Source organism: Prevotella aff. ruminicola Tc2-24 (genome assembly GCF_900110895.1).
In the GTDB taxonomy this organism is placed as follows: domain Bacteria; phylum Bacteroidota; class Bacteroidia; order Bacteroidales; family Bacteroidaceae; genus Prevotella.
Genome location: NZ_FOIQ01000003.1, coordinates 104,793 through 118,954, shown reverse-complemented (window position 1 = coordinate 118,954; position 14,162 = coordinate 104,793). Strand labels below are relative to the sequence as shown.

The 14,162-nt window shown below is 51.2% G+C and carries 10 protein-coding genes; 5 read left to right on the top strand and 5 right to left on the bottom strand.

Going from position 1 to position 14,162, the window contains the following annotated elements:
- Positions 1 to 11: 11 nt before the first annotated feature.
- From tpiA to BMY63_RS06765, 5 genes are all read right to left on the bottom strand, one after another.
- Positions 12 to 773, bottom strand: coding sequence for a triose-phosphate isomerase (tpiA, locus tag BMY63_RS12550; protein ID WP_013065496.1), 762 nt, complete (start codon positions 771 to 773; stop codon positions 12 to 14).
- A 7-nt stretch (positions 774 to 780) separates the two neighbouring features.
- Complete coding sequence (locus BMY63_RS12545; RefSeq protein ID WP_091901400.1) at positions 781 to 1,977, bottom strand: DoxX family protein; 1,197 nt, start codon at positions 1,975 to 1,977, stop codon at positions 781 to 783.
- A gap of 4 nt (positions 1,978 to 1,981) precedes the next feature.
- Positions 1,982 to 2,542: a DUF1599 domain-containing protein gene (locus BMY63_RS06775; RefSeq protein WP_369807717.1), complete on the bottom strand. Its 561-nt coding sequence runs from the start codon at positions 2,540 to 2,542 to the stop codon at positions 1,982 to 1,984.
- A gap of 139 nt (positions 2,543 to 2,681) precedes the next feature.
- The gene (locus tag BMY63_RS06770; RefSeq protein ID WP_091915579.1) at positions 2,682 to 3,131 is read right to left on the bottom strand and encodes a hypothetical protein; all 450 of its coding nucleotides are present in this window, start codon (positions 3,129 to 3,131) and stop codon (positions 2,682 to 2,684) included.
- A gap of 189 nt (positions 3,132 to 3,320) precedes the next feature.
- A complete protein-coding gene (locus BMY63_RS06765) occupies positions 3,321 to 4,460 on the bottom strand; it encodes a glycoside hydrolase family 5 protein (protein WP_091915577.1) in 1,140 nt (379 codons plus the stop codon).
- A gap of 223 nt (positions 4,461 to 4,683) precedes the next feature.
- Between BMY63_RS06765 and BMY63_RS06760 the strand changes: the two genes are divergently transcribed.
- From BMY63_RS06760 to BMY63_RS06740, 5 genes are all read left to right on the top strand, one after another.
- Positions 4,684 to 6,120, top strand: coding sequence for a CCA tRNA nucleotidyltransferase (locus tag BMY63_RS06760; RefSeq protein WP_091901407.1), 1,437 nt, complete (start codon positions 4,684 to 4,686; stop codon positions 6,118 to 6,120).
- A gap of 14 nt (positions 6,121 to 6,134) precedes the next feature.
- Complete coding sequence (locus BMY63_RS06755; RefSeq protein WP_091915575.1) at positions 6,135 to 8,378, top strand: alpha-N-acetylglucosaminidase; 2,244 nt, start codon at positions 6,135 to 6,137, stop codon at positions 8,376 to 8,378.
- A gap of 47 nt (positions 8,379 to 8,425) precedes the next feature.
- Entirely contained in the window at positions 8,426 to 9,526 is a 1,101-nt protein-coding gene (locus BMY63_RS06750) for an acyltransferase family protein (protein WP_091901412.1), read from the top strand.
- Between the two features lie 147 nt (positions 9,527 to 9,673).
- Entirely contained in the window at positions 9,674 to 10,849 is a 1,176-nt protein-coding gene (locus BMY63_RS06745) for an efflux RND transporter periplasmic adaptor subunit (RefSeq protein ID WP_091901414.1), read from the top strand.
- 58 nt (positions 10,850 to 10,907) lie between these two features.
- Positions 10,908 to 14,162, top strand: a complete 3,255-nt coding sequence (locus BMY63_RS06740; protein WP_091901416.1) for an efflux RND transporter permease subunit — start codon at positions 10,908 to 10,910, stop codon at positions 14,160 to 14,162.

Here is a 14,162-nt window from a genome sequence, read left to right as displayed (position 1 = left end):
GACGTTCGTGTTTACTTCTTCCAAGCGTCGATGATACCCTTGAAGTCAGCAGCCTTCAGTGAGGCACCACCGATCAGACCACCGTCGATGTCGGGCTTAGCGAACAGCTCAGGAGCGTTTGAAGCCTTGCATGAACCACCATAGAGGATGGTTGTGTCGTCGGCAACAGCCTGACCATACTTCTCGGCGATGATAGAACGGATGTAAGCGTGGATCTCCTCTGCCTGCTCAGCGGTAGCGGTCTTGCCAGTACCGATAGCCCAGATTGGCTCGTAGGCGATGACGATCTTACGGAAGTCCTCCTCAGAGAGGTTGAATACAGAACCCTCGAGCTCGGCCTTTACGACCTCGTTCTGCTTGCCAGCCTCACGCTCTTCGAGACTCTCACCGATGCAGAAGATCACCTTCAGGTCGTTCTTCTGGGCGAGCAGTACTTTCTCCTTCAGGATCTCAGGAGTCTCCTTGTAGTACTCGCGACGCTCAGAGTGACCGAGGATCACGTACTGTGCACCTGTGCTCTTCACCATCTCGGCGCTTACCTCACCGGTGAAAGCACCCTTTTCCTTGTCAGCGCAGTTCTCAGCACCCAGACCGATGATGTCCTGATCGAGGAACTGTGCGATAGAAGCAAGGTGGATGAACGGTGTGCAGATCACCACACCGCAGTTGGGCTTGTCGGCCTTCAGTGTCTCGTTGAGCTCCTTTGCAAGAGCAATACCATCCTGGAGATTCATGTTCATCTTCCAGTTTCCTGCTACAATTTTCTTTCTCATAATTATTTTATTGTTTATTTAAAGGGTTGTTATTATCTGTTTCTTCTTCGCTTTTCTTCGCGGATCTCTTCCTTCCGGAACGAAGCCAGCGACTCCATGCCCAAAGACGGTCTGCTACCGTCAGGAGGAACAGCGGAAGAACGAACCATGTAAATACCCAGAGGATCTTCCCTGCGACATTGTTCTTCGGCTGTTGCCCGAGTGTACACTCCTCTAGTCTTCCTGTCATTTCTTCCTCCTCGGGCAGTGCGTTATGACTCCATTTCCCGATGACCGTTCCATCTTTGAGGAGTAACAGACCCGGATTACTTCGGATGACGGTCTTTAAGACAGTCTCGTCGGTGAGACAGAAAGGATATTCTGCTCCAGTCTTGTCGCACCAGTGCTCGATGGCTTTCTCCGGACTAGCTGTCAGACAGTAGAAAGGATAGGCGTTGTCGATGCTGTATTCGTAAATCCTGTTGATCTCGTCGAGTTGTGAGTCGTCCGCATGCTCCAGATGGGGAGACACCAATAGGAACGTATAACCTTGGTGGTTGAGTACCTGCTCAGTAATGTCCTCACCGTCGTCAATACGCTCGATGAAGAAGTCGGCGTATGGCGAATCCTCTCCTTCCGTCATCTTCTGCCATCCCTGCTTCAGGTCGGCACCGATATGATAGGGACGGAAGTCGAACTGGGGGAGGGTGTAGAGACTGCGTCCGGATATGAACAGCAGGATAAAGAGTGCAGAGTAATTCAGTACGATCCACTGGTTGCTCTCACTGATGATACGTGTCATCTCCAGGGGCCATTTCCATACCACGATGGCGGCCGCCAGTAGGATGATGTTCTTCCAGAATGTTTGCCAATTGGTCAGTACCAGGGCATCACCAAAGCAGCCACAGTCGCTGATGGGGTTTGTCAGTGCCAGCCACAGGGTCAGCGCCGTCATGACAATCATGACCAGTAGCACGATCAGTGAGGCCATTCGTCTTCTGATGGCAAAGAGCAGGCAGATGCCGAGAATGAACTCTGCTGCCGACAACAGGACAGATGCGGAGAGCGTGGCGATATCGGGTATGTGCCTACCCAGTCCCATGGCTCCGAGGTAGTCTGCTATCTTGTACTGTGTACCCAACGGGTCGACAGCCTTGACGAATCCCGACAGGATCAGTGTCACAGCAAGCACCAGACGGCAGATGTTGACGGCAATCTTCTTCATTCTCTTATTCTGCGTTGTTGTCCTCCGATAGTTTAATCACGCCAAAGACTGCGTAATTGATAATATCCATATAGTTGGCATCGATTCCTTCAGAGACGAGTGTCTCGCCCTGCAGGTTTTCGATCTCCTTGATACGTTCAATCTTTGTCAGGATCAGGTCTGTGTATGAACTGACCCTCATGGAGCGCCATGCCTCGTCATAGTCGTGGTTCTTGCGCTTCATCAACTCCAAGGCCTCGTGGGCATATTGGTCGTAGAGTTTCATGGCCTCCTCATTGTCCATGTCCACTGTGTCGGCAAAGCCATGACTGAGCTGGATCAGTCCCACGATGCCGTAGTTGATCAGCGCGATGAACTCCGGACGGATACCTTCGCCCACCTTCGATTCTTTCTTGATTTCCAGTGAACGGATACGTTTGGCTTTGATGAAGAGTTGGTCTGTCAGTGCCGTGGGACGTAATATGCGCCACGAAGCTTTATAGTCGTGAAGTTTTTTCTCGAACAAAGCCCGGCATTCTGCCAGTGCCTGTTCAAACTGTGCATTGGTTATCTCCATATTTCCCATATCGGGTGCAAAATTACGAAAAGTTGAGCGCAAAAACAAGAAACTCGTTTCTTTTTTTGCCGAGATGGAGTAAATTCGCCATCTTTGATGGCAAAGATATGAATAAATGAGCGGAAAGCCAAAGGAAAACCGAACTACGTCACTCCTTCTGCTTCATGTGGATATAGCGTATCTTTGCCCCAAGTGTCTCAAATTGGGTACGAATGGAGTCGCGCTCTATCCGCTTCATGGTCAGAAGCGTCAGCTCTTCGGCCGTGGCTTTCAAGGCCGCCTTGTCTTTCTCCACCTTCGCCTGCATGTCGTCATACTCCTTTTGGACGATCTGTAACAGACTGTCTGTCTGCATGAACTCTTCCTGTGCGCGCTTCAGTTCTACATCCTGATGAAGCTTCAGTGCTGCTTTACGTATCTCTATCAGCTCTGGATAGGTCTTGCGTAATGAGTCAATGTCTGCTCTCGCCTCGTCGAGTTGTCCCTGTGCGAAGTGAGTCCTTGCCTCTTCCAGTAGTTGCTCTGCTTTTTTCTGCTGACTGTCGCTGCAGGCTGTGAATAAGAGGGCGGCGGTCAGGTATAATGGAATCCGTTTCATCTTTTTGTTTTATGGATGATTTGAGACTGCAAATGTACGTATTTCTTTCGAGACCGCCAATTCTTTATTGGTTTTTAAACAATACGCCACCAATCGTTAAAGAGTCTTCAAAGTAATATCTCGCTTCTGAAGGTTAATCATTCAAAAGCGAGATATGTAGTGTATTTTTCTTTACATTATTCGGGGGTCCTATTCGCCTAGTTTCTTGCCCGACATCAGGAGCTCTACCAACGGACGGTCTTTGTAGGTGTGGCGCTGCTGATCCCAGAAGCCGAAGTCGGCATCATAGCACCAGGTGGTCCAGGCGATATTAAACTCGTCGAACACGGTTAGCATGTCGCGTGTCCAGTTATAGGCCAGTTCACGATCCACGGGCTCGTAGACACCCCACTCGCCACAGAACAGCTGCAGACCGTATTTCTTGGCGGCCTCAATAGCATCCTTGAACTGCGCACGGATGGTGTTGATGTCCCATACTTGCTCCGTGTATTGCTTTAATTCGGGCTTGAGGGCATCGGGGGCAGACTCATAGTCCTCTTTCGATACCAACACACCGGGGTAGTTCACTTTGCCGGTGTACTTGCCTACTGGGTGCCACCAGGCGCCATAGTGGGTTAGAATCATCGGATTGTAGTAGTGGAAAGAGAGGATAATGTTCTTGTCTCCCTGGGGTACTTTCAGGTATTTCATCGTCTCGTGACCCTGCCAGCGGTTGGAGCCGATGACTAGTGTGCGCTGAGGCTCTACCTTGCGGAGGGCCTTGTGCACCTTGGCTACCAACTGGTTCCATTGCTCATGCTCGTCGGCCACAGGCTCGTTCATGAACTCATAGGCTACCCAGTCGCAGCTGCGGTCTTTCAGAAAGTCGGAAAGCTGATACCAAAGATTGATGAGGTCCTGCTGGGATTTCTCTGAGGTAAAGAGAGTGTTGGCTGCCTGAGCGCCTTCGTTTACGGCGTTGAAGTAGTGCGAACGAATGATGTGCAGGTCGACGATGGCGCGGAGATTGTGTTTTCGTGCCTGGTCAAGGGCCTTGGACAGCAGTTCCCAGGCCTCAGGCAACTTGTTGCCCTGCTCGTCCCAGAACTGTACCTCGTCGATGGGGATACGTACGAAATCGAACCCCAGTGCCTCAAGGCGCTCGAAGTCGTCCTCTTGGATATGGAGCCTACGGGCCTCGCCGCGCTGTTCCGACTGTGAGAGCCAGTGGCTCACATTCGTACCACGCTTGATGCGGAAGTTATTGACCTTGTCTGTCTGAGCGAAACCAGACAGTGATACAAACAGTGCTGCAATGATGGCAGCTGTCATGAAAATGTTTTTCTTCATTTCTGTTATTTAATAGTTTTAGTGGTGTGATGGATAATCTGCCTGCAAAAATACAACAAATCATTCGTATTACCAAGAAATCCTGATAAATTGTTGATGGGTAGGGGTGAGTTGCGTCGGGATGAGGGATGGTTTATTCTTTGATATAACAAAGAAAAAGACGGGAAAAGGCGGAAATGTGGGGATTTTGTTGTATCTTTGCACTCTCAAAGACGAATAAGCGATGAAATTATATTCCGACGAAGAACTGGCGGAGATATTAGATCAGGAGATATTCCATCAGATTAGTGAGGCAGCAGACCGATTGGGTCTGGAGTGCTATGTGGTGGGTGGTTATGTCCGTGATATTTTCCTGGAACGACCCTCAAACGATATCGACGTGGTGGTCGTGGGCAGTGGTATCTCCGTGGCCGAGGAGTTGAAGAAGATGGTGGGACGGAAGGCGCACCTCTCTGTGTTCCGAAACTTCGGAACGGCTCAGGTGAAGTTCCGTCAGAAAGGCAAGGAGTACGAGGTGGAGTTCGTAGGTGCCCGTAAGGAGAGCTATCGTCATGACTCGCGGAAGCCCATCGTTGAGGATGGAACCCTGGAGGATGACCAGAACCGTCGCGACTTCACCATCAATGCCATGGCCATCTGCCTGAATAAAGAACGTTTCGGTGAGTTGGTCGATCCGTTCAACGGTCTGGCCGACCTCGAGGATGGCATCATCGCTACGCCACTCGAACCGGATGTTACCTTCTCGGACGATCCGTTGAGGATGATGCGGTGCATCCGCTTTGCCACCCAACTGAACTTCCAGATCGAGGAGGAGACTTTCGTGGCATTGGAACGGATGGCAGAACGAATTAAGATTGTCAGTGGTGAGCGTATCAAGGATGAGCTTAACAAAATCATGCTGTCGTCTTTCCCTTCGAAGGGTTTCGTCGACCTGCAACGCTGTGGACTGCTGAACATCATCCTGCCTGAACTCGCTGCTCTTGATATCGTGGAACAGAAGAACGGCAGGGCGCATAAGAATAATTTCTATCACACGCTGGAGGTACTGGATAACGTGGCCTCTAAGTCTGACAATCTGTGGTTGCGCTGGGCGGCTTTGATGCACGACATCGGCAAGACGAAGTCGAAACGCTGGGATCCTGCCATCGGTTGGACCTTCCACAATCATAACACAATCGGAGCGAAGATGGTTCCGCTGATCTTCCGTCGCCTGATGTTGCCGATGGATATGAAGATGAAGTATGTACAGAAGCTCGTCGACCTGCACATGCGTCCTATAGCCATTGCCGACGATGAGGTGACCGACTCTGCCGTCCGACGCCTGATGAACGATGCCGGCGAGGATATTGACGACTTGATGACACTCTGCGAGGCGGATATCACTTCGAAGAACGAGGTGCGCAAGAAGATGTTTCGCGAGAACTTCCGTATGGTGCGCGAAAAGTTGGCCGACTTGAAGGAGAAAGACTATGTTCGACTGCTGCAGCCTGTCATCGATGGCAACGAGATTATGGAGATCTTCCATCTCAAGCCGAGTCGCGAGGTGGGCGTTCTGAAGCAATACTTGAAGGATGCCGTCCTTGACAACCGTGTGGAGAACGAGCGTGAGCCGTTGATGCAGTTGCTGATGGACAAGGCGAAGAAGATGAAACTGATATAGCGAAGAACTGATATATGAGAAAACTGCTAACCATTGTGGCCATCCTGCTGTCGATGCAGGTGTGGTCCAATCCTGTGGATGACCTGCTGGAGCGTATCGATAAGGGCGCCTCGGCTAAGTTTAAGATTGAACGGGTCAAGAGTCAGAAAGACTTTTTCGAGCTGGATCAGCAGGGTCGACGGGTCGTGGTGCGTGGTAACACGTGGGTGAACATTGCATCGGGCGTTAACTGGTACCTGAAATACTATGCAAGCATCCATCTTTCATGGAACCAGATGCAGGCAAAACTGCCTGTCGTATTGCCGGCAGTGAAACAGAGAGAGCGCCATGAAACGGACTTGTCGCAACGTTATGCCTTCAACTACTGCACCTTTTCTTATTCGATGGCCTTCTGGGACTGGAAACGATGGGAGCAGGAGATCGACTGGCTAGCTCTCCATGGCGTTAATCTGCCGCTGGCCATCGTCGGTGAGGAGTGTGTATGGCGTCATATGCTGTTGAGGCTCGGATATACGGAGCAGGAGGTGGGGGCGTTCATCGCGGGTCCTGCCTTCCTGGCATGGTGGGAGATGAACAACCTCGAAGGATGGGGTGGTCCGCTGCCGCTTTCGTGGTATACCCGTCAGGAGCAGCTCCAGAAGCAGATATTGACTCGTATGAAACAGCTCGATATGCATCCTGTACTGCCGGGCTATTGTGGGATGGTACCTCATGATGCCAAGGAGAAGTTGGGACTGAACGTAGCTGATGCCGGACTATGGAATGGCTTCCAGCGACCAGCCAATCTGCTTCCCACTGATCCGCGCTTTGCAGAGATTGCCAAGATATATTATGAGGAACTGACACGACTGTTCGGGAAGGCCGACTATTACTCCATGGATCCCTTCCATGAGAGTAGCGACGATGCCTCCATCAACTATGCCAAGGCGGGTGAGGCGATGATGACGGCCATGAAACGTGTAAACCCCAAGGCGGTGTGGGTGATACAGGGATGGACGGAGAACCCGCGCCCAGCGATGGTCGATGGTATGAAGGCTGGCGACCTGCTGGTGCTCGACCTCTTCTCGGAGTGTCGGCCGATGTTTGGCATTCCCAGCATTTGGAGGCGCGAGCAGGGATACAAACAGCATCACTGGCTCTTTTGTATGCTCGAGAACTTCGGGGCGAATGTCGGTCTGCATGGACGTATGGATCAGCTCCTTGACAACTTCTATTCTACGGAACATACTCAAAGTTCAAAGTTCAAAGTCCAAAGCCCAAAGGGTATAGGTTTCACTATGGAGGGCTCGGAGAACAACCCCGTGATGTTTGAACTGATGAGTGAACTGCCCTGGCGACCAGAGAAGTTCGCGAAGGAGACATGGGTGAAGAATTACGTGAAGGCACGCTATGGGGTAGACGATCCCGTCATCGAACAGGCATGGATGATTCTTGCAAAGAGTATCTATAACTGTCCTGCGGGTAACAACCAACAGGGTCCTCACGAGAGTATCTTCTGCGGTCGTCCGTCGCTCAATAACTTCCAGGCTTCCTCATGGTCGAAGATGAAGAATTATTACGATCCTTCTGATACTCGTGAGGCGGCACGACTCATGAACAGCGTGGCGGAGAAGTATCGTGGAAACAATAATTTCGAATACGATCTGGTTGATATTACGCGTCAGGCACTGGCCGATCAGGCTCGTTTGCAATATCAACATACCATAGCCGACTATAAGGCCTTTGCACGTCAGGGGTTTGACAAGGATGCGCAGCGCTTTCTCAAGATGTTGCTGATGCAGGATAAGCTCTTGGGTACACGCTCGGAGTTCCGTCTGGGCCACTGGACCGAGGCGGCTCGTCGCTGTGGCACGACGTCCGAAGAGAAAGAGCTCTATGAGTGGAATGCTCGCGTGCAGATCACGACGTGGGGAAATCGTTACTGTGCTGATACGGGTGGCTTGCGCGACTATGCCCATAAGGAGTGGCAGGGACTGTTGAAGGATTTCTACTATGTCCGGTGGAAGACCTATTTCGATGCGCTGATGGCTCAGATGCAGGCGCAGACGGCTCCTCAGCCAGAACTGTTGGGTGGTGGTCCTCATGCCAACAAGACGGCCGCGGAACTCTTCCAGATGGCGCTGCCACAGGAGGTGAGGCTCGATTACTATGCGATGGAGGAGCCGTGGACCCTCCAGCATAATCCCTATTCCGCTGTAGCGGAAGGCTCGCCTGTCGATATCGCCCGCGAAGTCATGCAGCTGCTCCTCCCGCAATAGTCACTGATTTCTTCTTTCTCAGGTATTCATCATTATTCATTCTCAAAATGGCAGTACAAAGTCAGCGTTTATTAAGTCTTGATATATTACGCGGTTTGACCGTAGCAGGAATGATCTTGGTCAACAATGGCTGGGACGAGTCGTTCGAGATGCTTCAGCACTCGAAGTGGAATGGTCTGACGCCTTGTGATCTGGTGTTCCCCTTCTTCCTGTTCATCATGGGTGTATCGTGCTATCTCTCCCTGTCGAAGTCGGCCTTTCAGCCCTCGGCTCCTGTGGTACGACGTATTGTGAAACGTACGGTGCTGCTTTTTGCCATCGGTCTTTTCATCAACTGGTTCGATCATGCTGTTGAAGGCGATCTTCTGTGTTTCGGTCATCTGCGTGTCTGGGCCGTTATGCAGCGTATAGCCCTTTGCTATGGCATCGTATCGTTGTTCGCCCTTTTCGGGAATCATCGTCATATCCTCTCTGTCGCCGCCCTCCTGTTGGTCGTCTACTCGCTGATCCTTATCCTGGGCAACGGCTATGCCTACGATGCCGACGTCAATATTCTGGCGCAGGCCGACCTGAAGGTGTTCGGCTATCAACATATCTATCATAAGAGCCCGGTCGATCCGGAAGGTCTTCTGGGTACGATATCGGCCGTGGCACATGTCTTGATCGGCTTCTATTGTGGCCGACTTATCAAGACTCGTGAGACGGTCGCCCAGAAGGTTATCGCTCTCTTTGTGGTTGGAACCGTCTTGGTGATAGGTGGTTACCTGCTGTCGTATGGTCTTCCGCTGAACAAACGGATATGGAGTCCCAGCTATGTGATGGTGACCTGTGGTCTGGCTGCTCTGCTTCAGGCTCTATTGATGAATATTATTGACATGAATGATGATGGAAAACGACCTGTAATTCCTTCCTCATGGCTCATGCCTTTTCATGTTTTTGGTGTGAATGCACTGGCCCTTTATATATCGGCAGAGCTGTTGGCCATTGTCCTGAAACAGATAGGCTTATTGGGAATGGTTTATGGGGCTATTCATGCCATCATCCCTCCCTTGAAGTGGGCTTCGCTGACTTACGCGGTCTGTTTCGTTCTGTTGAACTTCTTGCTTGGCTATGTGCTGTATCGGAAGAAGATTTATATAAAACTATAACAGCCAATAAACTTTGTTAAAATTCTAGTACGGAGATATATCTAAAGATATATTTTTCGTATCTTTGCAACTCGAAAACTGAAAGCATATATTTTAGTTTTCGTTATTTGAACCGTTTTGGAAAAGATAAACTAGTTTAAAATAAGTATGAAAAAGAACAAATTCTGTTTGTTTGCAGCCGTAGCACTGCTGGCTTCTTCGTGTGGTGGTGGCGGTCGTGCAAGCTTTGGCGACAATGAGTATCCTGTGGTGACTGTCGGAACGTCGAACACGACGATGCAGTCTACTTACCCTGCAACCATCAAGGGAGTGCAGGATGTGGAGATCCATCCGAAGGTACAGGGCTTTATTACTCAGATTCATGTGAAGGAAGGTCAGACGGTCAGTGCTGGTCAGATTCTGTTTGTACTCGACAATGTGACCTATCAGGCTCAGGTGCGTCAGGCCCAGGCTGCGGTGAATACGGCTCAGGCTTCATGTAATACGGCTAAGTTGAGCTATGAGAACTCCAAGAACTTGTATGAGAATAAGGTCATCGGTGATTTTGAACTCCAGTCGGCAACCAACCAATACGAAAGTGCGAAGGCCGGTCTGGCACAGGCTCAGGCAGCCCTTGCCTCTGCCAAGGAAATGCTGAGCTATTGTTATGTAAAGAGTCCTGCAGCAGGTGTCGTCGGTATGCTTCCCTTCAAGGTGGGTACCTTGGTGAGTGCAGCTAACACGTTGACCACCGTCTCAAATATTAGTTCCATGGAGGTCTACTTCTCCATGAACGAGAAGGATGTGTTGGCGATGGGTAAATCGGAAGGCGGTCTGAATGGTGCCGTACAGGCTATGCCTGAGGTACAGCTTCAGTTGGCCGACGGGACCATCTATGGACATACAGGTAAGGTAACCAAAATGAGTGGCGTGATCGATCCAGGAACGGGTACGATCCAGATGATTGCCGTGTTCACCAACCCCGAGAGACTGCTGAAGAGTGGTGCCTCTGGTTCTATCGTTATCCCGCGCTTGAACAACGACGCTATCGTCATCCCGCAGAGTTGTGTCTCCGAGGTACAGAACAAGAAGTTCGTCTACACCCTTGGCAAGGACAACAAGGTGAAGTACACCGAGATTATGGTCGATCCGCAGAACGATGGTAATAACTACATCGTCATCGACGGTTTGAAGACTGGCGATAAGTATGTCTCCAACGGTATCACGAAGTTGACCGATGGTATGGAGATTGTGCCCATCACGCCGGAGCGTTATCAGCAGAAGATCGACGAGCAGGCTAAGGCTATGTCTGCCGGTGATATTGTTTCTGCCATGAAAAAATAACAAAAGGTATCGGGGCGTCTCTTGACTCCCGACTCCTTGACCCCAAAAACAAGCAAGTATGACTTTTACAACATTTATAAAACGCCCAGTGCTGTCGACGGTGATTTCTATTGTCATTGTCTTGCTGGGATTCATCGGCTTGGCCACCTTGCCTATTGAGCAGTATCCGGACATCGCACCGCCTACCGTTGTGGTTATGACCAGCTATCCTGGTGCCGATGCAGAGACGGTGAAGAACTCCGTTATCGTACCGCTCGAAGAGAGCATCAATGGTGTGGAGGGTATGGACTATCTGAGTTCGACGGCCTCCTCGGGCTCGGCCAGCATCCAGGTGCTGTTCCGTCAGGGCATGAATGCCGATATGTGTGCCGTGAACGTACAGAACCGTGTACAGCAGGCTTTGGCACTGCTGCCGGCCGAAGTGACACGTATCGGTGTGACCGTGATGAAGCGTCAGACCTCACAGGTGATGATGTTCACGCTGACCTCAGAGGATGGACGCTATGATGATGAGTTTCTCACGAACTACAATAATATCAACATCATTCCAGCCATCAAGCGTATCCAGGGCGTGGGCGACGTTCAGTCGCCTGGATTGAAGAGCTACTCGATGCGTATCTGGCTGAAGCCTGATGTGATGAAACAGTACGGCCTGATGCCAAGCGATATCAGTAACGTATTGGCTGAGCAGAATGTCGAGGCAGCTCCTGGTACCTTTGGTGAGCGCTCTGATGTGGCCTATGAGTACGCTATGCGATACACGGGTCGTCTGAAGACCGCCGAGGAGTTTGGCAATATCGTTATCCAGAGCAATGCAGATGGTACCACCTTGAAGCTGAAGGACGTGGCTAAGATCGAGTTGGGCGGTCAGATGTATTCCGTCTCGATGAAGAACAACAACCAACCCTCGGTGATGGGTATGGTGCAGCAGATTGCTGGTTCTAATGCCAACGAGATTGCCAAGCAGGTGAAGGCCGAGCTCGAGGAGCAGGCAAAACTCTTTCCACCGGGCATGACCTATAAGATCAACTACGATGTGACAGAGTTCCTATATGCTTCTATCGAAGAGGTGGTGTTCACCTTGTTCATGACATTGATCCTGGTGTTCATCGTGGTGTACATCTTCCTGCAGGACTTCCGTTCGACGCTGATTCCGTTGATTGCTGTACCAGTATCGTTGATCGGTACGTTCTTTTTCCTCAGTGTGATGGGTTTCTCCATCAACCTGCTCACGTTGTCGGCCTTGTTGTTGGCCATCGCCATTGTGGTCGATGATGCCATCGTGGTAGTCGAGGCGGTGCATGCCAAGCTCGACCAGGGCTACAAGTCATCGCTCACCGCCTCTATCGATGCCATGAACGAGATCTCGGGCGCCATTATCTCCATCACACTGGTGATGGCCTCGGTGTTCATTCCGGTATCGTTCATCGGTGGCACGTCTGGAACGTTCTATCGTGAGTTCGGTGTTACCATGGCTGTGTCCATCTTCATCTCGGCTTTGAATGCCTTGACGCTGTCGCCGGCACTCTGTGCGATCTTCCTGAAACCTCACGATGCCGAGGGACGCGAGCGTAAGATGTCACGCATCGACCGCTTCCATCAGTCGTTCAATACGGCCTTCGATACCACATTGGGTAAGTATAAGAATATCGTGGAGAAACTGGTGCGCAAGCCCGTGGTCATCATCGTCTCGGTGATTGTTGGTATTGCTGTACTTGCTACAACGATGTTCACCGCTAAGTCTGGCCTTGTACCTTCCGAGGATACGGGTACGCTCTTCTGTACTATCACGATGCCTCCTGCTACGTCGGTGGCTCGTACGCGTCAGGTGATCGACGAGGTGGATAGGATCCTCGCTGCCGATCCAGCCATCCAGAGCCGTGAGCAGATCCAGGGTTATAACTTCATCGCTGGTTCCGGTTCCGACCAGGCTACGTTCATCATCAAGCTGAAGCCGTTCAAGGAGCGTCAGAAGAGTTTGTGGTGGAAGATATCGGGTCTGTGGCAAGGTGACGGTATTTACCGTTTCTTCCTCGATCCGTCGGACGCCACGGGTGTCATCGCCCAGATCTTCATTAAGACGGCTCATATCAAGGATGCCTCTATCCTGGCCTTCCAACCGCCTATGATTCCTGGTTTCTCTGCCAACAGTGGTGTGTCGATCGTGATGCAGGACCGTACCGGTGGTAGCCTGAACAAGTTCTATGGTGTAGTGAAGGACTTCATTGCGGAACTGAACAAACGTCCGGAGTTCCAGATGGCTCAGACCTCTTATAACCCCAACTATCCGCAATACATGATCCATATCGATGTGGCAAAGTGTAAGCAGAGCGGTATCTCTCCGCAGACGATCCTCTCTACCTTGCAGGGTTACTATGGTGGACTGTATGCCTCTAACTTCAATGCTTACGGAAAGCTCTTCCGTGTGATGGTGCAGGCATCGCCCGAGACCCGCATGACACCGGAGTCGCTTAATAATATATATGTACGCACGCCATCGGGTATGGCACCCGTTCAGGAATTCTGTAACCTGGAGCGTGTCTATGGTCCGTCGAACATCAACCGTTTCAACCTGTTCACGAGTATCAATGTGACGGCGACGGTGGCCGACGGCTATTCTACGGGTGAGGCTATCAAGGCGGCTGAGGAGATTGCTGCCGAGATGCTGCCGGCAGGTTACTCATACGACTATCAGGGTCTGACACGTGAGGAGGCCAAGGCTTCCAATACCACCGGCCTGATCTTCGTGCTCTGCTTCATCTTCATCTACCTCATCCTCTCGGCCCAGTACGAGTCGTACATCCTGCCGTTGGCAGTGGTGCTCTCTGTGCCGTTCGGACTGGCGGGCTGTTATCTGTTCACCATGATCTTCGGACATGCCAACGATATCTATATGCAGATCTCGCTGATCATGCTGATCGGACTGTTGGCCAAGAACGCCATCCTGATCGTACAGTTCGCTCTTGAGCGTCGTCAGACGGGTATGGCTATCTCATGGTCGGCAGTGCTTGGTGCTGCCGCTCGTCTGCGCCCGATTCTGATGACCTCGTTGGCTATGATCATCGGTCTGCTGCCGATGATGTTCGCTTCGGGTGTTGGTAAGAATGGTAACCAGACGCTGGGTGCGGCAGCCGTGGGTGGTATGCTCATTGGTACGTTGCTCCAGATCTTCGTGGTACCTACGCTCTTCGTGATCTTCCAGTCATTGCAGGAGAAGATCTCGCCGATGAAATTCGAGGACGAGGAGAATCCTGAGGTGGCTGCCGAGTTGGCACAGTATGCGCATTCAAAACCCGTTGATTATGAAAAGTAA

Excerpts from the sequence above, each read along its gene's own strand:
- tpiA (WP_013065496.1), bottom strand. The coding sequence starts at position 773 with ATGAGAAAGAAAATTGTAGCAGGAAACTGGAAGATGAACATGAATCTC.
- BMY63_RS12545 (WP_091901400.1), bottom strand. The coding sequence starts at position 1,977 with ATGAAGAAGATTGCCGTCAACATCTGCCGTCTGGTGCTTGCTGTGACA.
- BMY63_RS06775 (WP_369807717.1), bottom strand. The coding sequence starts at position 2,542 with ATGGGAAATATGGAGATAACCAATGCACAGTTTGAACAGGCACTGGCA.
- BMY63_RS06770 (WP_091915579.1), bottom strand. The coding sequence starts at position 3,131 with ATGAAACGGATTCCATTATACCTGACCGCCGCCCTCTTATTCACAGCC.
- BMY63_RS06765 (WP_091915577.1), bottom strand. The coding sequence starts at position 4,460 with ATGAAGAAAAACATTTTCATGACAGCTGCCATCATTGCAGCACTGTTT.
- BMY63_RS06760 (WP_091901407.1), top strand. The coding sequence starts at position 4,684 with ATGAAATTATATTCCGACGAAGAACTGGCGGAGATATTAGATCAGGAG.
- BMY63_RS06755 (WP_091915575.1), top strand. The coding sequence starts at position 6,135 with ATGAGAAAACTGCTAACCATTGTGGCCATCCTGCTGTCGATGCAGGTG.
- BMY63_RS06750 (WP_091901412.1), top strand. The coding sequence starts at position 8,426 with ATGGCAGTACAAAGTCAGCGTTTATTAAGTCTTGATATATTACGCGGT.
- BMY63_RS06745 (WP_091901414.1), top strand. The coding sequence starts at position 9,674 with ATGAAAAAGAACAAATTCTGTTTGTTTGCAGCCGTAGCACTGCTGGCT.
- BMY63_RS06740 (WP_091901416.1), top strand. The coding sequence starts at position 10,908 with ATGACTTTTACAACATTTATAAAACGCCCAGTGCTGTCGACGGTGATT.